At 43.8% G+C, this 20,834-nt stretch carries 13 protein-coding genes and 2 pseudogenes; 10 read left to right on the top strand and 5 right to left on the bottom strand.

Annotation, left to right across the window (positions count from 1 at the left end):
* Positions 1–224: 224 nt before the first annotated feature.
* Complete coding sequence (locus tag AV939_RS04480; protein ID WP_061997186.1) at positions 225–2,822, top strand: glycoside hydrolase family 3 C-terminal domain-containing protein; 2,598 nt, start codon at positions 225–227, stop codon at positions 2,820–2,822.
* Between the two features lie 88 nt (positions 2,823–2,910).
* On the opposite strand, the gene AV939_RS04485 is transcribed toward AV939_RS04480, so the two are convergent.
* Positions 2,911–3,375: a MarR family winged helix-turn-helix transcriptional regulator gene (locus tag AV939_RS04485; protein WP_057793646.1), complete on the bottom strand. Its 465-nt coding sequence runs from the start codon at positions 3,373–3,375 to the stop codon at positions 2,911–2,913.
* 201 nt (positions 3,376–3,576) lie between these two features.
* On the opposite strand from AV939_RS04485, the gene AV939_RS04490 reads away from it, so the two are divergent.
* The 3 genes from AV939_RS04490 (at position 3,577) to AV939_RS04500 (ending at position 6,779) form a co-directional block, all read left to right on the top strand.
* On the top strand, positions 3,577–4,005 hold the full coding sequence (locus AV939_RS04490) for an organic hydroperoxide resistance protein (RefSeq protein WP_057793643.1): 429 nt from the start codon (positions 3,577–3,579) through the stop codon (positions 4,003–4,005).
* A 168-nt stretch (positions 4,006–4,173) separates the two neighbouring features.
* Positions 4,174–6,105, top strand: coding sequence for a M1 family metallopeptidase (locus AV939_RS04495; RefSeq protein ID WP_057793641.1), 1,932 nt, complete (start codon positions 4,174–4,176; stop codon positions 6,103–6,105).
* Positions 6,106–6,242: 137 nt separating this feature from the next.
* Positions 6,243–6,779 (top strand): peroxiredoxin-like family protein, encoded by a 537-nt coding sequence (locus AV939_RS04500; protein ID WP_061997188.1) that lies wholly within the window; start codon positions 6,243–6,245, stop codon positions 6,777–6,779.
* A 156-nt stretch (positions 6,780–6,935) separates the two neighbouring features.
* Here the strand turns inward: AV939_RS04500 and AV939_RS04505 are convergent, their stop codons facing one another.
* From AV939_RS04505 to AV939_RS20480, 3 genes and pseudogenes are all read right to left on the bottom strand, one after another.
* Positions 6,936–7,541, bottom strand: coding sequence for a YigZ family protein (locus tag AV939_RS04505; RefSeq protein ID WP_061997190.1), 606 nt, complete (start codon positions 7,539–7,541; stop codon positions 6,936–6,938).
* Positions 7,542–7,629: 88 nt separating this feature from the next.
* Positions 7,630–7,998: pseudogene (locus AV939_RS20475) on the bottom strand (methyl-accepting chemotaxis protein); the annotation flags it as partial.
* A 162-nt stretch (positions 7,999–8,160) separates the two neighbouring features.
* Positions 8,161–8,928 (bottom strand): annotated as a pseudogene (locus tag AV939_RS20480) (PAS domain-containing protein); the annotation flags it as partial.
* A gap of 187 nt (positions 8,929–9,115) precedes the next feature.
* On the opposite strand from AV939_RS20480, the gene sbcD reads away from it, so the two are divergent.
* The 3 genes from sbcD (at position 9,116) to AV939_RS04525 (ending at position 15,960) form a co-directional block, all read left to right on the top strand.
* Positions 9,116–10,405 carry an exonuclease subunit SbcD gene (sbcD, locus tag AV939_RS04515; RefSeq protein ID WP_061997194.1) on the top strand — a complete coding sequence of 430 codons (1,290 nt, stop codon included), beginning with the start codon at positions 9,116–9,118 and terminating at the stop codon, positions 10,403–10,405.
* Positions 10,402–14,073 carry an AAA family ATPase gene (locus AV939_RS04520; RefSeq protein WP_061997196.1) on the top strand — a complete coding sequence of 1,224 codons (3,672 nt, stop codon included), beginning with the start codon at positions 10,402–10,404 and terminating at the stop codon, positions 14,071–14,073. The genes sbcD and AV939_RS04520 overlap by 4 nt, the downstream gene beginning before the upstream one ends.
* A 240-nt stretch (positions 14,074–14,313) precedes the next feature.
* Positions 14,314–15,960 carry a GGDEF domain-containing protein gene (locus tag AV939_RS04525; RefSeq protein ID WP_197427693.1) on the top strand — a complete coding sequence of 549 codons (1,647 nt, stop codon included), beginning with the start codon at positions 14,314–14,316 and terminating at the stop codon, positions 15,958–15,960.
* 48 nt (positions 15,961–16,008) lie between these two features.
* On the opposite strand, the gene AV939_RS04530 is transcribed toward AV939_RS04525, so the two are convergent.
* Positions 16,009–16,659, bottom strand: coding sequence for a sulfotransferase family 2 domain-containing protein (locus AV939_RS04530; RefSeq protein WP_061997201.1), 651 nt, complete (start codon positions 16,657–16,659; stop codon positions 16,009–16,011).
* A gap of 291 nt (positions 16,660–16,950) precedes the next feature.
* Between AV939_RS04530 and AV939_RS04535 the strand changes: the two genes are divergently transcribed.
* The 3 genes from AV939_RS04535 to AV939_RS04545 all read left to right on the top strand — a co-directional run bounded on the left by AV939_RS04535 (position 16,951) and on the right by AV939_RS04545 (position 20,815).
* A complete protein-coding gene (locus tag AV939_RS04535) occupies positions 16,951–17,892 on the top strand; it encodes a BadF/BadG/BcrA/BcrD ATPase family protein (RefSeq protein ID WP_061997203.1) in 942 nt (313 codons plus the stop codon).
* Positions 17,892–19,013, top strand: a complete 1,122-nt coding sequence (gene nagA / locus AV939_RS04540) for an N-acetylglucosamine-6-phosphate deacetylase (protein WP_061997205.1) — start codon at positions 17,892–17,894, stop codon at positions 19,011–19,013. The genes AV939_RS04535 and nagA overlap by 1 nt, the downstream gene beginning before the upstream one ends.
* A 98-nt stretch (positions 19,014–19,111) precedes the next feature.
* Positions 19,112–20,815 carry a patatin-like phospholipase family protein gene (locus AV939_RS04545; protein ID WP_061997207.1) on the top strand — a complete coding sequence of 568 codons (1,704 nt, stop codon included), beginning with the start codon at positions 19,112–19,114 and terminating at the stop codon, positions 20,813–20,815.
* The last annotated feature ends 19 nt before the right edge of the window (positions 20,816–20,834 follow it).

Here is a 20,834-nt window from a genome sequence, read left to right on the forward strand (position 1 = left end):
ACATATTTGTTACATTTATTTATCATTATGATGGGTTGGGAGTGCCGGTTTCATTGGGGTTGCAGCGTATAGGGCGCAACGTAGGTTTATTTATTGCGCTTTCTCGTAAAGTAGCAGTGAACTGAACGTTCAAATACGCAAAAGTGACATTGGTTTGACGATTTTTATTTTTCAAATGGTTAGCGTAATCATCCCTTAGGACAAGACATGAGACATTTAAATTCATGAATCGAATAATCAAAAAACTGCCTGAGCGAATTCTTATATCCGCCTGCTTTTTACTTACTTCCCACAGTCATGCTGAAACACTGCCATTTCAAAACCAATCGCTGCCGGTTGAGACTCGTGTCGCAGATTTAGTTGACCGCTTAACCTTGGAAGAGAAAGTGAGTCAATTATTTGATAAGTCAGCAGCAATAGAGCGCCTTGCCATTCCCGAATACTATTGGTGGAACGAAGCATTGCATGGGATAGCAAGAGCAGGTAAAGCAACCGTATTTCCTCAAGCTATTGGTATGGCGGCGACCTTTGACGAGCCTCTTATTTATCGTATAGCATCTACAATTTCAGATGAAGGGCGTGCTAAGCACCACGAGTTTTTACGAGAAGATACCAATGCAATGTACGGAGGCCTTACTTATTGGTCGCCTAATATTAATATTTTTCGCGATCCTAGATGGGGCAGAGGCCAAGAAACTTACGGAGAGGATCCGTTTCTAACTTCTCGAATGGCGGTCAATTTTGTAAAAGGCCTTGAAGGTCAGGATCCCACCTACCTTAAGTCGGTCGCCACGTTGAAGCATTATGCTGTTCATAGTGGCCCGGAAGTTTCTAGACACAGCGACGATTACGCAGCGTCTGAAAAAGATTTAACGGAAACCTACCTCAGAGCATTTGAAGACACGATTGCAGCTACAAATATATCATCTGTAATGTGCGCATATAACCGAGTTAATGGTTCGCCTGCTTGTGGTAGTGAAGCGCTTCTTCAAAATACGCTACGAGATAAATTTAATTTCTCCGGTTACGTTGTTTCAGATTGCGGCGCTATTGCTGATTTTTATGATGAAAATTCCCATCATGTAGTGGACAGCCCTGCTCAAGCAGCCGCGAGTGCCTTAAAATCAGGTACAGACTTAAATTGCGGAGACCATCACGGCAATACATTTAGCTATCTAATAGAAGCCGTGGCAGAAGATTTGGTAGAGGAAAGTGATATTGACCAAGCGCTTACCCGGCTACTTACTGCACGCATGAAACTGGGAATGTTTGATAACAGCAGTACACATGCATATACCAAAATGCCTATGTCAGTGGTTGGGTCGAAAAACCATCTTGAATTGGCACGAGAAGCGGCAGAGAAATCCATGGTTTTACTTAAAAACGATGGTGTGTTGCCTTTGAAACGCAATAGTAAAATAGCACTTATTGGGCCGAATGCTGACAATCCCGCCATACTTGTGGGTAATTATCATGGCACACCCGTGCAGCCGGTCACGCCGAAAGAAGCCTTTTCGCAGGCACTGCCTTCAAACCAAATTGGTTACGCGGCAGGAAGCAGTATAACTGAAAACATTTTTACGCATTTTAGTCCTGTCCCTTCCAGCGTTTTCACTCATGTAAATATGCAAGGCGAATCAAAACCAGGTTTAGTTGCTAAGTATTACCCATCGAGTCATTTCAATCTTCAGCCAAGCAAACGGCACGTTGAAATGAACATCAATTTGAAGAGCGAAGACATACCTTTCAACAAAGCATCAAATCAAGAATTTGCAGTGCGATGGACGGGAAAAATTACCCCTCAAGAATCTGGTAATTATTACTTTAAAATGAAAAATGTAGAGGTCTATCTAGACGGTGAGCTTACAGACGAAAGCCGCTATCTTGAAGCAGGCAGGTCTTATGACTTCAAAGCTGAATCACTTATTCGGCGTTTTTGGCACAGCAATGTGATTGAACCAGAGATCAGCTTCAACTGGTTAATAGAGGATAAAAATTTAGATAGTGAAGCGCTTAGGGTGGCAAAGGAATCTGATGTTATCGTATTTGTCGGGGGCATTAGCGCGGAATTGGAGGGGGAAGAAATGCCTCTTGAGATTGATGGGTTCTCCCATGGGGATAGAACGAATATCAAATTGCCCGAGAGCCAATCATCACTACTAAAAGCGCTTCATAAACTAGGCAAACCCATGGTTATGGTTAACATGAGCGGAAGCGCAATAGCGCTAAACTGGGAGGATAAAAACCTCAACGCTATTATTCAAGGCTTCTATCCTGGAGAGCAAACTGGGCCAGCACTACTGAACCTTCTTTATGGTGATACCAGTCCTTCCGGCCGACTACCGGTAACCTTTTATTCTTCGGTTGACGACTTACCGGACTTTAAAAATTACAATATGGTAAATCGAACCTATAAGTATTACGAGGGAACCCCGCTTTATCCATTTGGTTACGGTCTTAGCTATGCAGACTTCCGTTACGATAAGCTAAAGATCACTCGCTCTGAAAAGGGTCTTAATATTGCTACCACGTTATCTAATAAAAGTGATATCAGTGCTCAAGAAGTTGTTCAAGTTTATCTTGGAATGCCCGATGCACCCATTCGTACGCCTCAGCGAGAGTTGGTCGCCTTTAAGCGTGTAAACTTAGCGGGTGGGGAAAGTCAGTCAGTGAAGTTCACCATTAATGAATCGCAACTTGTTTATGTTGATGAGCAGGGGCAGCGCCAACCTTATAAGGGTAAATTACTCGTGACGCTTGGTGGAGGACAAGGTGTGAAACGTAGCGATAACGTTGTGCAACACAGCATTAATCTTCCCTAATATTATGTTCGTTCATCCATAGTAAATGGATGAGCGAGCATACTTGTTATATTGCAGCAGTCAGTGCCATAGTTATGGCACTGACTTTTTAATCAGCATTGAAGCACCCTTGTAGTTTGTCCATTAATACAATAAGTTGCTTTGCTTCAGCTTTCGACATGCCATCTAGTTTACATAACATTTGTGCGGGAACATCCCGTGCTATTATTTTGGCATCTTGCCCCGATTTTGACAGCATTACTCGGCGTACCCGTTTGTCCAGTTCATCTTTAACCACGCTTAACAGCCCTTTTTGCTCTAGTTTTTTTAAAATCAGCGTCATAGCACCGCCATCTATCACAGTTTTATCCAACAATTCTGCAATGGTGACGTTAGATTGTTCCCACAAGGCCATCATCACTACGTACTGTGGATACGTGATATCAAGGCTTTTAAGCAATGGGCGATAGGCACGAGTAAATGCATTAGACAGCGTGTAAAAGCGGTGGCACAACTGGCTTTCTAATTTAAGCGTATCGGGCGCAAGTTCATCAAGTTTAGCTTCATCAGACATGAGCGTTCCTAGAGGAGTTAAAAAGCATGAATAATATTTTGCATGCAAAGGACTTGATCTGCAAGCGGCATTGGTGTTAATTTAGTTTGTATGCAAAATAAGTTGCATTTACTTTCTATTAGATATTTTCATTACGCGATTTCATTACTGGGCTTCAATAAAGAATGCTCAAGTTGAGCGAAGCAAACGAGGATTTATACAATGCATACACTTCAACAAGTGGTTTATACCGGTACAGCAACTGCAACAGGTGGTCGTGAGGGAACAGCAAAATCAAGTGACGGAAGCTTAGATGTTACCCTTTCAACACCAAAAGCATTAGGTGGAGCGGGTGGCAATGGCACTAACCCAGAGCAAATGTTTGCAGCTGGCTATTCAGCGTGTTTCATTGGTGCACTAAAGCATGTTGCTGCGGCTGAAAAAATTAAATTGGGCAGCGATATAAGCGTAACTGGCGATGTATCTATTGGGCCTATCGAAGTCGGTTTTGCTATTGCAGTAAAACTAAGCGTCGATTTAGGTGATATGGAGAAATCTGTAGCAGAAAGCTTAGTGGCTAAAGCGCACCAAGTATGCCCATACTCAAATGCCACACGTGGCAATATTGATGTGCAAATTTCAGTAGCCTAGACATCTTAATACCTTTCTTCCGCTTGATCATCTGTGTAGCTGCAAAGGCAAGGGAAAGGGGGGAAACGTTAATTTAACCGCTGGTGTCGTTGCTTGTCGTTTTGGGCTTAAGCATTCAGGTACTTCTTTGTTATTATGAGTAAGACAGAAAAAATAACAGGAAGTATTATGAAGAATATAGGCTGGGTAGCCATTTGTGCGCCAATATTGTTTGCGTGTAGCGAACAACCCTCACAAGAACCGACAGCACCATCAGCGGTTTCTGATAGTGCCGATAGCAAAATTGCTGCCGAGAGCGCGGTATCTAAAGTAGATGTGCTCAGTGAAATAGAGGCGGGTAAAGATTACCACTCATTCGCCAATCCATCAGAAGTGCGAGTTACTCATTTAGATTTAGACTTAACTGCAGATTTTGAAACATCAACATTATCCGGCAGTGCTACGCTAACCGTTGAGCGCAGTGCACCTAACTTTAATGCGGTAGTTCTTGATACTCGTGCACTGAATATTACATCAGTTACGGTTGACGGCGATGCAGTGCCTTTTGATATGGGCGACACCGATCCTGAACTTGGCACGCCACTTTCTGTTGAATTACCTGAAGGAGCAGATAAGCTAACCATTGCCTATTCTACCTCGCCTGAAGCATCGGGTGTTCAGTGGTTAACGCCAGCACAAACCGCAGGAAAGCAACATCCTTTCTTGTTTACCCAAGCGCAAGCTATGCATGCAAGAAGCTTTATTCCACTGCAAGACTCTCCACAAGTACGGGTGACCTACACAGCCACCATACATACCCCTGAAGCTTTATTGGCAGTAATGAGTGCGTCTAACGATCCTACTACGGCTCGTGATGGTGAGTACTCGTTTACTATGCCGCAGCCTGTACCTTCGTACTTAATCGCATTAGCAATTGGTGATTTGAAATTTAAACCAATGGGCGAGCGCACGGGGGTTTATGCCGAACCTAGTATGTTAGACGCAGCGGCAAAAGAATTCGAAGATACCGAAGCCATGTTAGAAGTTACGGAAAAAACCTATGGCCCATATCAATGGGATCGTTACGACTTACTGATTTTACCGCCTTCTTTTCCCTTTGGCGGAATGGAAAACCCACGCTTATCATTTATTACCCCTACAGTGATCGCTGGGGATAAAAGCTTAGTGTCACTGATTGCGCATGAACTGGCGCATAGCTGGTCGGGCAATACGGTTACCAATGCCACGTGGCGCGATCTGTGGTTAAACGAAGGTTTCACCACCTATTTAACTTACCGTATTATGGAAATGATATACGGACACGACCGATTTAAAAAAGAAGCGGTTTTGGGATACCAAGATTTACAAAACGATATACAAGCCCTCAACGAAGAAGATGAAATTCTAGCTATCGATCTTCGCGGAAGAAATCCAGATGATGTTTTCTCAAATATTCCTTACGAAAAAGGCGCGCTCTTTTTACGTGAAATTGAAAACAAAATTGGTCGTGAAAATTTTGATGCGTTTTTAATGCAGTACTTTGAAGATTTCGCGTTTAAAAGCATTACCACTGATACGTTTTTAGCCTACCTGGATGAAACCTTGTTGGTGCAATACCCAGATAAGTTAAGCAAAGCACGCATTCAAAAATGGGTGTTTGAGCCTGGTATTCCTGAAGGGGCGCCTGTGCCAGAGTCGGATGCCTTTGATAAAATTGATACCACTCGTAAGGCTTGGTTAGCCGGTGAGGTAGAAGCGGCAAATATAGATACCGAGCAATGGACAGTGCATGAGTGGTTGTATTTCTTGAACAATATGCCAAAGGAACTATCCGCAGAGCAACTGGCTGCACTAGATGCTGCGTTCTCGTTGACCACCACGCAAAATAATGAAATCGCCCACAGTTGGTTGATGATTGCAGTGGCAAATGAGTACAAGCCGGCCTACGACCGATTGTACGAGTACCTAGTTAATATTGGTCGCAATAAGTTAGTTAAACCGCTATATCGTTCGCTTTCTGCAACACCCGAAGGCAAAGCTTTTGCTAAACGTGCCTTTGAAGAAGCAAAGCCGGGTTATCACCCTTTAACCATTAGAGCCAACGAAGGCTTTGTGGAATAAAAGCGATCTTTACAAGCCTTAAGGCGTAGAACTAATTAGGTATCATCAGTAGCACTAACGGGATGGTTAGCGCTACTGATGACGCATATTACCGATGTAATTGGTTCATGTAGCTAATACGCAATTAAGGAGACTCTATGTATACGCAAAAACTACAACCTGATTCTTCATTTCCCGATGTGCAAGTAACGCTGAGCACCGGTGAGGGTGTTTCATTAAGCAACAAACGTGAAGGTTGTGATTGGAAGATGGTGGTTGTTTACCGTGGTAAGCATTGCCCTATCTGTACCAAGTATCTAAACGCGCTGGAAGACTACAAAGGGCGTTTGTTAGAGCTTGGCGTTGATGTCATAGCGGTATCTGCTGACAGTCAATCTCAGTTAAAAGAGCATCTTGAAGATTTATCGATTACGTTCCCTATTGCTTCGGGGTTAAGCGAAGAAGATATGAAAGGGCTAGGTTTATATATTTCTGTGCCTCGCAGCGAAAAGGAGACCGATCACAATTTCGCAGAGCCCGCGTTGTTTATTCTAAATCAAGATAACACTATTCAAATAAGTGAGTTGGCTAATGCGCCTTTCGTACGCCCTGATTTAGAGCAGCTGGTATCCGGTTTGGAATTCATTCGCAACCCAGAAAATGATTACCCAATTCGCGGCACCTTTAGTGGATAGCGCTAATGGTTAGCTCTGATGGATAGCTTTATCAGATAGCAACATCGCTGCTTATATGAAATGTTTAAGAACAAGATGCCCGCATAGCGGGCTTTTTTATGCTTGTCACAAAAGCTCGTCATATATTCAAGAAAAGCACCGAGATACCAGTAATACTTAGATATTCTCAGGGCGAGTAAAATCGATCGCCATGGCAGCGGTTTTTTCTTGAAACTCATCAATGGCATGATTTGGCAATTGTACATTTACGGTAACGTGCTGTGCATAGTCACAACTGACTATCTTGCCTGAAAATTGTTCGCATAAATGTCGGACGAATTGCTCGTGCTTAAAGTCGATATCAATAGAGATATCATAAAGGCGCACTTCTTCTCGGGTGGGAAGTTGTTCCATAGCTTGCTGCGCTGAAGTTGAGTAAGCTCGCACTAACCCACCAGCACCTAGTTTAATGCCACCAAAATAGCGGGTAACAATAATCATGACATCGCCCACCCCCTTGTGCTGTAGAACATTCAGAATGGGCTTTCCGGCCGTGCCACTTGGTTCGCCATCGTCAGCCATTGCTGCGCTTGATGGGGAGTGGGGATTGCCAAGTAAATACGCCCAACAATGGTGGCGAGCATCTGGATATTTTTGCTTCACATTTGCGAGGTGTGACATCGCGGCTTCGCGACTATCTGCAAAGGCGGCAAAGGCAATAAACTTACTTTTTTTAATCTCGTACAGGTTTTCAATCTGCTGAGCGGGGACGGGATATGACATGCCGCCATTGTACCTGAATTTCGCCTCTGGCTAAATACAGGTACAACAGCGTTTTGCGCTTTACTACTTTACTAGAAGCTACTTTGCATTAACGTAGAATGCCTGAAACTGTTTCTGATACGTTTGTCGCACCTTTAAGAATTTCATCCATCACACCTTGAACTTGGGTGATCTGTTGACTGTTAAGGTCTACGTTATCCTTCACAGTTGCCATCTTACTGGTAGACTTGTTTGCCAGTTTGCGGTTTTCAGCCACTACAGATTCAATTTCTACAGTTGAATCACTGGTACGCTGTGCTAGTTGGCGAACTTCGTCAGCAACTACAGCGAAACCACGACCTTGTTCCCCAGCTCGGGCTGCTTCAATAGCAGCGTTTAGAGCAAGAAGGTTAGTTTGATCTGCAATACCACTGATGGTGGTTACGATGGTTTCAATTTTAAGTGATTGCTCACTAAGTTCGTGCATCAATTTATTGGTTTGATCAACTTCATCTAGCGCCACTTGAAAAACATCAATACTACGTTGAAGCGATGACGCGCCGTCTGCGGCAATCTGTGAGGTTTCTTCTGCGGTAGATACGGCAAGTTCAGCAGCTTGTGAAATGGCGTGCTTTTCTTGAACTTGCGCTGTAACGTCCGATGCAAACTTGATAACTTTGACAACTTTACCAGTGCCATCAAACACGGGGTTGTAAGTGGCTTCAAGCCATAAAGTTTCTCTATCTGCGTCAATACGCTCAAAAGTGCCTGACGAGAACTGTCCACTAGCTAAAGATTGCCAAAATTGAGGATTGTTCTGATAGAAGTCTTCTTTACAGAACATACGATGGTGCTTGCCTTTAATTTCATCAAGACTGTATTTTACTGTCGCGGTGAAGTTTTCGTTGGCGGTAACAATGGTGCCATCTGGTTCAAACTCGATAACCGCCATCGACTTATTCAGTGCATCGGTGATCGCTCTACCAGAAAAAACAGCATTCTCTTGCTCAGTAACATCATGATAAATGGCGTTAATTTCAACACCTTCACCATTACGAACGCTAAAATAGCTGGCTTTTAGCCATTTTGTTTCACCGGTCTCTGCTTTCATCGCAACGGTATTCGTGTAAGATCCACCGTTTAACAATGACTGCCAAAATAGACGATAATCGTTGTCGCTCTGAATACCTGGCACACGAAGATCTTTGTGGTTGAAAGAGGGCGTTCCTGTATTTGGGCGCGCTAAAATGTTTAAAAGCGGAGATGATGCGTATAAACAATCTCCTCTCTCAGAATACACTGCGTAAGCAAGGTTTTCTTTCAATGTACTTAGCGTTGTTGCTAAGCTGGTATTCTCGTCCGTGAGTGAGGAAACTTCCTTATTATATCGTGAACTAGATACAAACATGTTGGCTCCGTTACCTTCTAATAAAGTATGCTTATTATAGAGCGGTTATTTTTGCAGCGCTTTTAGACAATAGGCGCAATTGATAGGATTTTAGGTATGTAATTTAATACCAATTGGGTGAGGTTACTATTTTTTAATACTTGAGCCGTAATTAGTCCATTCTCAAACAAAATCAGAGTCAATTTACATGAAAGTTCTCCACACCTCAGATTGGCATTTAGGTCAAAGTTTCTTCACCAAAAGCCGTAAAAATGAACACGAGCAATTTTTTAAATGGCTACTTGGGGTGGTTGAGCAAGAAAACATAGATGCCGTTGTTGTGGCCGGCGATATTTTTGATACCGGCACACCGCCAAGTTATGCGCGGGAACTTTATCATCAACTTGTAGGTGACTTTCAGGGGGTGGGATGCACCTTGGTGGTGTTAGGCGGCAATCATGACTCGGTGTCGGTATTAAACGAAAGCAGGGAATTGTTGTCTTACCTAAACTGCCACGTTATTGCTAGTACCTATGGCAATACCGAAGCGCAAGTTTTACCCTTGCGCACCCGAGGTGGTGAAATAGGCGCAATATTGTGCGCTGTACCTTTTATTCGTGCTAGGGATGTTTTAAAAAGCGAGGCTGGGGAATCAGCGATTGAAAAACGTCAGGCGCTGGGCGAGGCCATTAAACAGCACTATGCCAATCTTTATCAAATTGCATTAGATAAACGCAGCGTGTTGAACGTCGATGTGCCCATTATTGCTACCGGACACTTAACGGCCCTTGGGGTAAGTCAAAGTGAAAGTGTGCGCGACATTTATATAGGAACGCTAGAAGGTTTTTCAGCTGAGGGGTTTCCTCCGGCAGATTATATCGCACTTGGGCACATTCACCGCCCACAAAAAGTGGCAGGCTGCGACCATATTCGATATTCCGGTTCGCCTATTCCGTTAAGCTTCGATGAACTGAAATCACAAAAACAGGTACTAATAGCCACATTCGACAACAAAACGTTAGTCGAAGTAGAAAGTAAGCCTATTCCTCGTTTTCAAGCGATGGCAGTGTTGCGAGGTAATTTAGAAGACATTGAGCTTGCCTTACAGCAAAACGAGGCGGTAAAAAGCGCAAGCGCTGAACACCCAGCTTGGCTGTGTATTGAAGTAGAAACTCAAGATTACTTAACCGACCTGCAACAGCGCATACAAGCACTAATAGACGACAAGCCTGCCGAAATTTTGCAATTAAAGCGAATGCGAAAGCAAAGAGCCAGCGCTATTTCAGCAGAAGAAAACGTCAACTTAAGTGAGTTGTCTGTACGTGAGGTTTTTGATGCAAGACTATCGTTGGAAGCCTTTGAGTCTGACGAAGATAAACAACGCAAACAGCGAATTCAAATCCTGTTCGAACAGGTAGTAGACGATGTGCAGTTATCCCACGAGGGCAGCGAAGATGCAGTCGATGCCAATGCACAGGCGAATGAGGGGAACCTATGAAAATTCTTACCCTCAGGCTTAAAAATTTAAATGCCTTAAAAGGAGAGTGGAAGATAGATTTCACCCAATCTCCTTTCATCGACAACGGCTTGTTTGCCATTACCGGTCCTACTGGAGCGGGTAAAACAACGTTGCTTGATGCTATTTGTTTGGCGCTCTATCACCAAACGCCACGCTTGGGCACTATTTCGGCCACCTCGAACGATATTATGACTCGCGGCACGTCAGAGTGCTTGGCAGAAGTTGAGTTCGATATAAAGGGCAAAGCGTATCGCGCATTTTGGAGTATGCGGCGCGCTAGAGGAAAAGCTGACGGCAATTTGCAATCTGCCGATGTGGAATTAGCAGAAGTAGAATCTGGTAAAGTATTGGCCACTCAGGTGAGACCTAAGAGCGAAGAGATAGAGCGCCTTACTGGGCTTAACTTTGCGCGCTTTACAAAATCGATGATGCTATCTCAAGGTGATTTCGCTGCCTTTTTAAATGCAAACGAAGGCGACAGGGCTGAATTACTAGAAGAGCTTACCGGCACTGAGATTTATGGCCAGTTATCTCAAGCAATTCACGAGAAATATAAAGCAGCAGAAACGACAAAACGGGAATTCAAGCTAAAGCTAGAGGGCGTAGCGTTGCTCAGTGAAGCGCAGCATAATGAACTTAGTGCGCAGCTGGACCAATTCAAAACCCAGCTCCTCACTATAAATACTGAGATTGTCTCGCTTCAAGAGCAACATCGATGGCAACAGGCGTGTGAGCAAAATCAACATGAGCTGACTAAGGCTAACGCGGCATTAGTTGAAGCGAATAGCGTTTATGAACAGGCGAAAGACGAATTAGCGCTATTAGTGGCCGGCGAGCCAGCTGAATTACTTCGTTTGCCTCATTCTGCGCTTAGTCAGCTTTGCGAAGATGTGCAACGTATTGCCAAAAATCTCACCTTGAAACAGCAGCAATTACCTGACTTGGAAAGCCAGCAGCAAACCCGGCAGGCCGAATTTGAAAACAGCGAAACGAACTTTGCGACTGCGAAAGCCCACCAACAGCGTTTTGAAACCTTGATCAACGAACAAATCATTCCTATTGATACTGAAATCAATAAGCTTTCTAATCGTATAGAGACAAACCAGCAGTCATTAGCGGATGCGAAATTAAAGCAGGGCAAGGCGCAAGAAAGTCATCAAGCATACTATGATGAACTTGAAGGTAAAAAGCGCATGCTAGATGAGCTAACCACCTACCTTAATGCTCATGCGGCAAATGGTAAAATGGCAGGTGAAATCAGTGGTTGGAAAGAAAAAGCCGCCCGTTTTAGCGATGACGAAAATACCCTTGCAGAATTAACCCAAAAAATAACAACAACGCAGCAGCTTAAAGACAGCGCTGAGGCTGACTTAACTGAGAAACAACACTACAAAACGAATGTGGTGTTGTTACATCAACAAAGCGCAGATAACGTTTCACAGTGTGAGGCTAACCTCAATCAACTACTTAGCAATGGCGACGCGGCCAGTGTTAATGCAGATATAACTGCGCTCAATAACAACTGGCCTGTTCTTGCTTCTTGCGAACAATGGCAGCGGCTTTATATCAGTCATACAAATAGCCATGCAGACAAAGCCAAAAGACTAACCACCTTGTTATCAAGTATTGAAACCCTTAAACAAGAGCGAGCAGAGTTAGCGGCAAGTTATAAAGCAACGCAAAGTCATTTAAAAGACGTTGAGTCGTTAATCAAGCTAGATGCTGAGCTTGCTCATTTGCGTCAAGCGCTCTCGCCAGGCGATGCGTGCCCCTTGTGCGGTGCAACTGAACACGATGCTTCTTTAATGAATATCGATGTGCCCGAAACTATTGCTAAGCGCGACGAGTTAACCCGAACACTTGAGAATATTGAAAAGTTGGGTACGCAAAAGCGAGAGCAAATCAGTACCGCAGAGTTCGAAAAACAGCAGTGCGAGAAGGTGGTTGCAGAGGCAAAAACTGCCTTTTCTCAACTAGAAGCCGACTGGCAACAGGCTATGTTAACGTTAAATGCGAGGGTTGAAATTTCAGATGTTGAGTCATTTAACCAGCTTCAACTTAGCTGCAAAGAACGTCAATCTCGTTTAAGCGCACAGCTTAGTAATATACAAGCTAGCGAGACTAAATTGGCCGATGCTAAAAACGATACGCTTTTGCATCAACAGCAAATAGACTCTATTAACAGTGAGATAGCGCTTTTAACAGCAAAAACATCGCAGCTGGAAGGGCAGCTACACGACTTAAACAATACAAAATCTAATGTTGAAAGTGCACTTGTCAATAACCGTCGCACACTTATTAACGAGATTGAAAGGGTGGGGTTAACACCGGATGCAAACATAACTAAGTGGCTTACTCAAAAGCACAACGATGTGGAAGCGTTTCAAGAGAAAACCCATTTACACAATAGTTTGTCTCACGAGTTAAAAGCCCTTGAAAGCAAATTGGTTGAGCTAAGCGAAGCTAAAGCGTCTGCGGATAAAGAAACCCAGCTATACAGCACGCGTATTCAAGAGACTGAAGCGAAGCGAGAAGTGCTGCTTACTAAACGTCATGCTTTATTCCCCGAAGCAGATATCGGCGCCGCTAGACGTGAAATTCAAAACACCCTCTCGGCAAAAGAGCAGATATTTAAAAAATGTGATACTCACCTTCGTGAGGCGCAACGAGCGTTAGAAAATGCTACCGCCCAGTTAAAAGTACTTACTGTAGAATTAGAAGAGAAGCAACAAGACAAACAAGTGAAACAAGTCGCCTTCGATACCGCATTGCAGCAAAGCCCATTTGCTGATGAAACCGAGTTTTTAAATGCATTATTACCCTATGAGGAGCGCCAGCGTTTACTTCAAAAGAAACAGTTGATTGAGCGAGAGCAGCAGAATGCGCAGTTGTTACTGGATAACGTCACGCAGAAGCACAACACTCTATTAGCACACGAACGCGCCTCTGAATGGCAACAATCGACTGTTGAAGCCACTCAGGTCAGCTTGAATCAAAAAGGTGAGGAAAAAGATCGGTTACTTGCACAACAAGGCCAACTATTTCAACAATTAGAGAGTAATAGGCAGGCGGTTGAAAAACAGCAAAGTTTAATCAATGAAATGCGTGAATTTGAAACTTCGTATGATGATATTGCTTATCTACACTCGCTTATTGGTTCAGCCAGTGGAGATAAATTTAGGCGATTTGCGCAAGGTCTAACGCTAGATAATTTGGTTCGACTTGCCAATCAACAGCTCGATAGGTTGCACGGGCGGTATCAACTTACCCGCAACACAAAAGACAGTTTAGGTTTAAGTGTATTAGATACGTGGCAGGGTGATGTGGTGCGAGATACTAAAACGCTATCAGGGGGCGAAAGTTTTCTGGTGAGTTTAGCGCTAGCGCTGGCACTGTCTGATTTAGTGAGCTTTAAAACAAGCATAGATTCTCTTTTCCTCGATGAAGGTTTTGGTACGCTAGATGCCGAAACCCTAGACGTAGCGTTAGATGCATTAGATAACCTAAATGCTAGCGGTAAAATGATTGGTGTTATTAGCCACATAGAAGCAATGAAAGAACGTATTCCTACCCAGCTGAAAGTCATAAAACGAAATGGAGTAGGGTTAAGTGCGCTGGAAAAATGTTACTCAGCGACAGAAATTTGACGGGAATTTGGCAGGTTTCATTTTTTGAAGCTACACTACATATAGCCTTTAGTGATTTATCGCATACAACACTGCGATCTCAAAGGTGATACCGACTACGCTGTGTTGTAATTTTAACGGCGCATATCGTTTAGTCAGGGTGATGTTTATAAGGTAATTACACGCAAAGTGGATCTTGCATAAGTACAGATTGTTGGGGGCGTGTAACCTTCCATGTGCGACCTGAATGCAAGATGGCGAGTGAAATTTCTGATTGCCGCTTTGTGTATTTTGATAAGTGAGAGTGTGTTCGCGTCGTGCGTTATTACCTCACCATTAAAAAGCAAAGTGGGCACACCTATACCAATGGTGAAAGGCGAGCAGCATTTAACACTAAACTGTGATTTAGCCCTCCCGCATATTTTTCATTTTCCTCGTAACTTTGTGAATAAAGCCGTGCTGTATCGGCTAGAGGCTGATGCTTCTAAAACAGATGCTTATAAAGCAAATAGTCCTACACCAAATCATTCTGGAACAGCCAGCTTCGAAACGGCCAGCTCCGAAAAAGAGAGCGCCGGAAGAAACAGCTTAGAAGCGCCCACGTTAACCCCGCCCATCGAGCTGCCTAGCGCGCGGCAAGCTTATATACTTCCCATCGGTGCGGCTTCATACATCTTAAAGGTGGATGCGCAATTCGCTAGGGCACTGTACCCGAGCTTATCCACAGTACCTGACTTCCACGCATTTAATACTATTCATACCTTAACGCTAAGTGCATTTGCTGGATTTTGCTTTGCGTTGGCTATCTATGTTGGGGTGTTGGGCAACAGTATGCGAAGTTTTGGGTTCTATTCTTACAGTTTTTACGTGGCAAGTGCGGCCATCTTTTTCTTGTTGCAAGAAGGCATTTTTTACGCCTTGTTACCCAATATACAGTTTCTAAATAGCGTACAGCTAAGTGTGCTTTTTGCTGGGCTAACCATTTTTGCTTCTTTGCGCTTTCTAGATCAATTACTCGATTTTAAAGCTATGCTAAAAAAGTGGCAACGCAGCACACTGCATGGTTTATCGCTAATAATATTAGTTTTGGTGAGCGTGCAGTTAGTGTTAAGTAGTGATGTGAGCATGATGGTAAACAAAGTCATGTCGAAACTCACTTTGGTTATCATGGCCGGTATTTTATCAGCAATACTTTATGCGGCGTATCATAAAGTACACTGCGCTAAACTAGTGTTACTGGGGGTCTCGACAATAATGCTGGCTATGCTCGCCAGGTTTTATTTGAAAGACTATAGTCCGTTCCTTCAGCGGTACGGGCTTATTATTGCCGTCACGATAGAAGCCTTGATATTTGCTTTTGCTGCCGCGCAAAAAGTGAAAAAGTTAGATGATGACAGAATGGCCGCGTTCAAACGGGCAGCTACCGACCCCTTGTGTCATATTCTTAATCGCGACGGATGGGAAGGGGCTGCAAAAATACTCTTAGATGAATTTAATCATCACGGTGGTTTCATAACCTTGATGTTCATTGACGTGGATAATTTTAAACGAATTAATGATTCGTTTGGGCATCAATCAGGCGACGATGTACTGCGTATTATTTCAAAAATTCTTAAAGGGCAATGCCGCGAGCAAGATGTGGTGGGAAGACTAGGGGGCGATGAGTTTGTAGTGCTAAGTTATTGCCACAGTTGTAGTCAATCTAAGCGTCTGGTAAAGCGTATTCAGCACAGGTTTAGTGACTTAGTTATACAAACGCTTAACGCACAAATTCCAGTTTCAGCCAGTGTTGGGGGCTTAATTATAGATATGCCTTGTAGCGACTTAGAGGCGTTACTCGACCAGGCTGATACACTGATGTACGAGCAAAAAAAGGCACATCAAAGTGCAATGACGCAACCCATTTAAGCGGGGATTTAACGAAGAGTTTGCCTTAAAAAACTGTCGGTAATCAGATTAAAACGTATAGCCCAACAATTGAATATCTTGAGCGAAGTGGTTATCAACTAGAGCTTTAATTTTATCGGTGTAATACGCTTGATAGCTACTTCTATCAGTGGCTTTACGCTTGTGTGGAAGTATTGATGTGGCAATGGCTAGGTGTTCGCAAATTGCGTCGAAATCTTGCTGCAAATTCTCATAGTAACCAATAAAGTTAGTTAATAAATTGCCATGTAAATCTACAAGGTAATCGCTTTGCAATTGCAGAGAAGTGTCTATGTGGTATTGATACGCTCGTGCAGGATTAAATTTCCATTGCATGAAACTTGCGAAAGTTTCATGGCCTTCCATGACATGAGGACGTTCGCGCTTAATGTGATGATACGAGCTAACTTGCAAGTCCCACGGGTTTCTCACTACGGCAAACTTGTACAACCCATTAAAAAAATCTTCAGGTAACATTTCTTTTGCAGCAATAATACGCGAATGGCGAGGAAAGCGGCTACCAATCTTATGCCCACAAAGCTGACTCATTTTATTACTGATAAACTGTGCTGCGGCATAACGATGCCCCCAACGATACTGTGAAAGGGCATCACGAATACTCGTGCCACCCGTCTTGGCAATGTGTACAAAGAGAAACTGTTTACTGTGGGAAAGTAGCACCGGGTATTATCCTAGTCATAGGTGATATAAGTATCGATACAGTGTGGCTGTTAAATGTGACAAGTATATGGATGCTTGGGTCATACCTACTATGGAATAGACGCTGCAAAGTTGCGAAATCGGTTGGCTTTTGCTTTTTGTCGGTTGAGAGTAAAGCTATGATAAAATACCGTTAAATGAAGCTATGACAAGGGTAGTGCGACACAGAAAATGAGTATGTACATAGCTTCAATGAGTACACCCTATTGCCACTAATGACAGCACGAAAACGAAAGTGAAAATGGAAATTAAATGGTAGATCTGAGTTATTATATTGGTGTGGATGGTGGCGGCACGCATTGCAGAGTGCAGTTAGAAGATGAGCAAGGTAACGTATTAAGTTGCGCCGAAGCTGGTCCTGCCAATATGATGACCAATGCTGCTGGCGCAATGCAGTCAATTATTAGCGCTAGTGAAAAAGCCATCAGCGCAATAAGTCGGCCCGCCAAATCGGCAATCAAGCTCAATCAAATACACCTAGCGGCAGGGCTTGCTGGCGCAAATATTCCCAGTGCGTTAAACGAGTTTTTAAATTTACACCACCCCTTTAAAAGCATTAACGTCATCAGTGATTTGCATGCCGCATGCCTTGGGGCGCATAACGGCCAATCAGGTGCATTGATTATCTGCGGTACTGGGTCAGCGGCTACGGTTTTTACTGGCTCCAGCACCAGTACTAATTCGCACCGGTTTAATGATAAGGGCGGTTATGGCCTTTCAATTAGCGACAATGCAAGTGGTGGTTGGTTAGGCCTTGAAGCGGTTAAGCAAAGCTTGTTGGTGTTCGATGAACTTATCCCTAAGAGCCTCTTATTTACATCAGTTTGTGATAGATTGGTCGTAACAAATGCACACCAATTGGTAACAAAAGTGGCGGGGTTTAAAGGGAAAGAGTTTGGTGCATTGGCACCATGTGTTGTGGCAGCCTACGAAAAAGGGTGCCCCGCAGCCAAGGTACTAATTGAACAAGGTGCTAGCTACCTCAATGGTGTTGGTGAAGCACTTACCTGCAATAGAATTGACGATAAAGCATTCTCCAATGATCAAGATTTGCCCCTTTGTTTAGTGGGTGGGCTAAGCCATGTGTATCAGCCACTATTAAGTGCTGGTCTTCAAGCTAGGCTAGTTGAACCTAAATCATCACCTCAAGCAGGGGTTATTCAATACGTAAAACAACAGGCAGCACTGGCTTAATGCAAACAATTACCGCACACAAAGTACTGACCACCTCAGGTATTAAGTTTAACAAGACGCTATGCATAGAACAGGGCGTGATTAAAAGCATTCGAGATGCCACAAAGCAAGAGCTTGCAAATGAGCGTGAAGGCACGCTTATACCTGGGTATGTTGATACCCAAGTCAATGGTGGTGGGGGAATACTGTTTAACCATACGCCCACGTACAATGCGTTAAAAACCATGGCGCATGCCCATTTGCAGTTCGGCACTACCAGTATGTTGCCTACGCTTATTACCGATAATGCGACTACTATGGCAAATGCCGCCGATGCAGTAAGTGAGGCCATTGCAGATAGTCATCCCACTATTGAAGGTATTCATTTTGAAGGGCCATTTTTGAGCACTGCGAAAAAAGGTGTGCATGAAGAAAGCTTTATTCGTACCCCTAGTGATAGTGAATTGGCGACCTTGTGCCGAAAGGATATTGGCAAGGTATTGCTAACAGTAGCACCTGAAAGCGTGAGCCTCAGTTTTATTAAAGAAATGGTGGCAGAAGGGATAGTGGTTGCACTGGGGCACACCAATGCCAGTTTCGAACAAGTGAGCGATGCGCTTAACGCTGGTGCGACAGGGTTCACTCATTTGTACAATGCGATGTCGGCATTTACATCGCGTGCGCCAGGCGCTGTGGGCGCAGCTTTGTTATTTGATAACGCGTATAGTGGGTTAATTGTGGATCATCACCACGTACACCCTAAAAGTGCCGAATTAGCCATAAAGGTTAAAGGCAAAGAAAAGATCATGCTTGTGACCGATGCCATGGCGCATGTGGGAAGCAACCTAGACACGCTTGCGTTTTTCAATACAGAAATTAAGCGTAGCGGCAGCAAACTCACTACGCCTGATGGCACATTGGCCGGCTCATGCCTAGACATGCATGGGGCCGTAATAAATACTTGTCATGATTTGAGCGTAAGTTTAACCGACGCAAGTGCAATGGCCAGTACTACGCCTGCCACCTTCATGGGAATGCAACAAAAACTAGGCAGTCTCGCAGCAGGGCAGTATGCGAATGTATTACTAGTAGATGACAATGTTAACTTGGTCGACATTTGGGTAAAAGGAAGGCTTCAATAACACAAGCTTCAAGGGTATATTACCCCAATGTGCTGTGGATCAGCGTTCTGAGACTGCCCTCTCGGTGATTCAAAAAATTGAATTTTCTGGAGAGTAACATGACCTACCGCGTTGCAATTGCCATTTCAGGCGCCGTTTCTTTGGGTTCATATGAAGCGGGTACGCTTTATGAAATTATTGAAGCGTTAAAAGAACATAACGAAAACTCTGCCAATCCAAAAATTGAAATAGATGTGCTTACTGGCGCAAGTGCTGGTGGCATGACCGCCGCAATGATAGCGCAAAAACTCTTGTATGATGGGGATGCCTTATCGGGTGAAAACACCAACGTGGCTTACGAAGCATGGGTTAAGTCGGTTGATATCAACGGATTATTGACGCCCTTGCCGGGGGACAATGCCAAAAATTCACTCCTCTCAAATGGCTTTGTAAAAACCATAGCGGATAAGCTCATTAATAGCCGATACGTGAAATCATCCTCGCCTAGCGCTGCGCAAACACCGTTACCCCCACCGCTAGTGCAAACACCTCATGTGGCCAGTGCAACCTCTATCAGGTTGGGGTTGGCGATGTCTAACTTAAATGGCGTAGATTACGAGGTAGATACCTACGCATATTTAACGGAAACCTTGGGGAAAGGGAAGTTCACCCAAACACGCCATCAAGACCGATATACTGCCACGCTGGATAACACAACAGATAATCAGGCTGTTTGGAATGAGATCAGTGCAGCGGCGCGAGGATGCGGCGCCTTCCCAGTAGCGTTCTCTCCGGTATCGCTCACGCGTAACTGGTTGCACGGTGATTACAGTGGCCGTGGCGCCGTTAAATTTGAAAACAGTACCTTTAGTTTTATGGATGGTGGTGCATTTAATAACTACCCTCTTGGTATGGCAGTATCTTTGGCTGAACAAAATGATACTAACTATACCGATTACGAAAATAGGTTTTATTTCTACATTTCACCTAACCCTAGGGAAAGTGCAGCCAATCCAGAATTTGATGCAACCAAGGCGTCGTTTGCTGACAGCGCCAAGCAAATGCTCAATAGCGTGTTTCTACAAAGTGGATTCCAAGAGTGGTTGATTCAAGAGAAAGATAACGAAAAAATTCTCAGGTTAGATAAACAAGCCGATACTTTACGCGAAAAATTATACACCACAAGCAGCGAAGAGGTGTTCGCAGAGCAAGCCATTATAGATTCAATGATTGGCGTGGTTTATGGCGATAATGAAGCAGAATATGCCGCCGACGTTGCCCGACTTGCGACACAATATCGTGTTGATGTTGAAGACAAACCTCTTCCGCCAAGCCATTTCAAACTATGGATAGATACGATTGCGGTACTAGAACATGCCGCGGGGCTGGGCCCCACCAATTTAAAAACTATCTATACTATTACAGCAAAAAAAGACGAGCTTAGCGGTGAGTTGCTTGGGGCATTTTTGGGCTTTTTTGACGAGCGCTTTCGGCAATATGATTACGAACGGGGCAGATTAAATGCCATGCTGACCATTAATGGAATATTAGATAAGCAGCGAGACGAAGCCGTAATTCAAAAGCAATTACCACTGAACATAGAAAAGCGTGATCATCATAGTATTCAACAGTTTTTAGATTCATCGCATTTAAATCATGCGTCTATGGCTGATGTGCAATACGAAAACAGGCAGTTGGCATACAAGCGCGTTAAAGCGCGCTTTTTTGCGTTTGCAAAAGACGCAGGTATAGCAAGTGTTGCACGCTTTTTTGCTTGGAATTTCATTGTTAGAAAAACGGTAAAAAAGGTATTGGTGTTATAGCTTAAAAAGCCATTTTGAC

Origin of the sequence: Alteromonas sp. Mac1, assembly GCF_001562125.1 — a bacterium.
Taxonomy (GTDB): Bacteria; Pseudomonadota; Gammaproteobacteria; order Enterobacterales; family Alteromonadaceae; genus Alteromonas; species Alteromonas stellipolaris.

What these genes read in the sequence shown, in the direction of transcription:
- AV939_RS04480 (WP_061997186.1), top strand. Translation starts at nt 225, where the DNA reads ATGAATCGAATAATCAAAAAACTGCCTGAGCGAATTCTTATATCCGCC.
- AV939_RS04490 (WP_057793643.1), top strand. Translation starts at nt 3,577, where the DNA reads ATGCATACACTTCAACAAGTGGTTTATACCGGTACAGCAACTGCAACA.
- AV939_RS04505 (WP_061997190.1), bottom strand. Translation starts at nt 7,541, where the DNA reads ATGTCATATCCCGTCCCCGCTCAGCAGATTGAAAACCTGTACGAGATT.
- AV939_RS04545 (WP_061997207.1), top strand. Translation starts at nt 19,112, where the DNA reads ATGACCTACCGCGTTGCAATTGCCATTTCAGGCGCCGTTTCTTTGGGT.
- AV939_RS04535 (WP_061997203.1), top strand. Translation starts at nt 16,951, where the DNA reads ATGGTAGATCTGAGTTATTATATTGGTGTGGATGGTGGCGGCACGCAT.
- AV939_RS04520 (WP_061997196.1), top strand. Translation starts at nt 10,402, where the DNA reads ATGAAAATTCTTACCCTCAGGCTTAAAAATTTAAATGCCTTAAAAGGA.
- nagA (WP_061997205.1), top strand. Translation starts at nt 17,892, where the DNA reads ATGCAAACAATTACCGCACACAAAGTACTGACCACCTCAGGTATTAAG.
- AV939_RS04485 (WP_057793646.1), bottom strand. Translation starts at nt 3,375, where the DNA reads ATGTCTGATGAAGCTAAACTTGATGAACTTGCGCCCGATACGCTTAAA.
- AV939_RS04500 (WP_061997188.1), top strand. Translation starts at nt 6,243, where the DNA reads ATGTATACGCAAAAACTACAACCTGATTCTTCATTTCCCGATGTGCAA.
- AV939_RS04495 (WP_057793641.1), top strand. Translation starts at nt 4,174, where the DNA reads ATGAAGAATATAGGCTGGGTAGCCATTTGTGCGCCAATATTGTTTGCG.
- sbcD (WP_061997194.1), top strand. Translation starts at nt 9,116, where the DNA reads ATGAAAGTTCTCCACACCTCAGATTGGCATTTAGGTCAAAGTTTCTTC.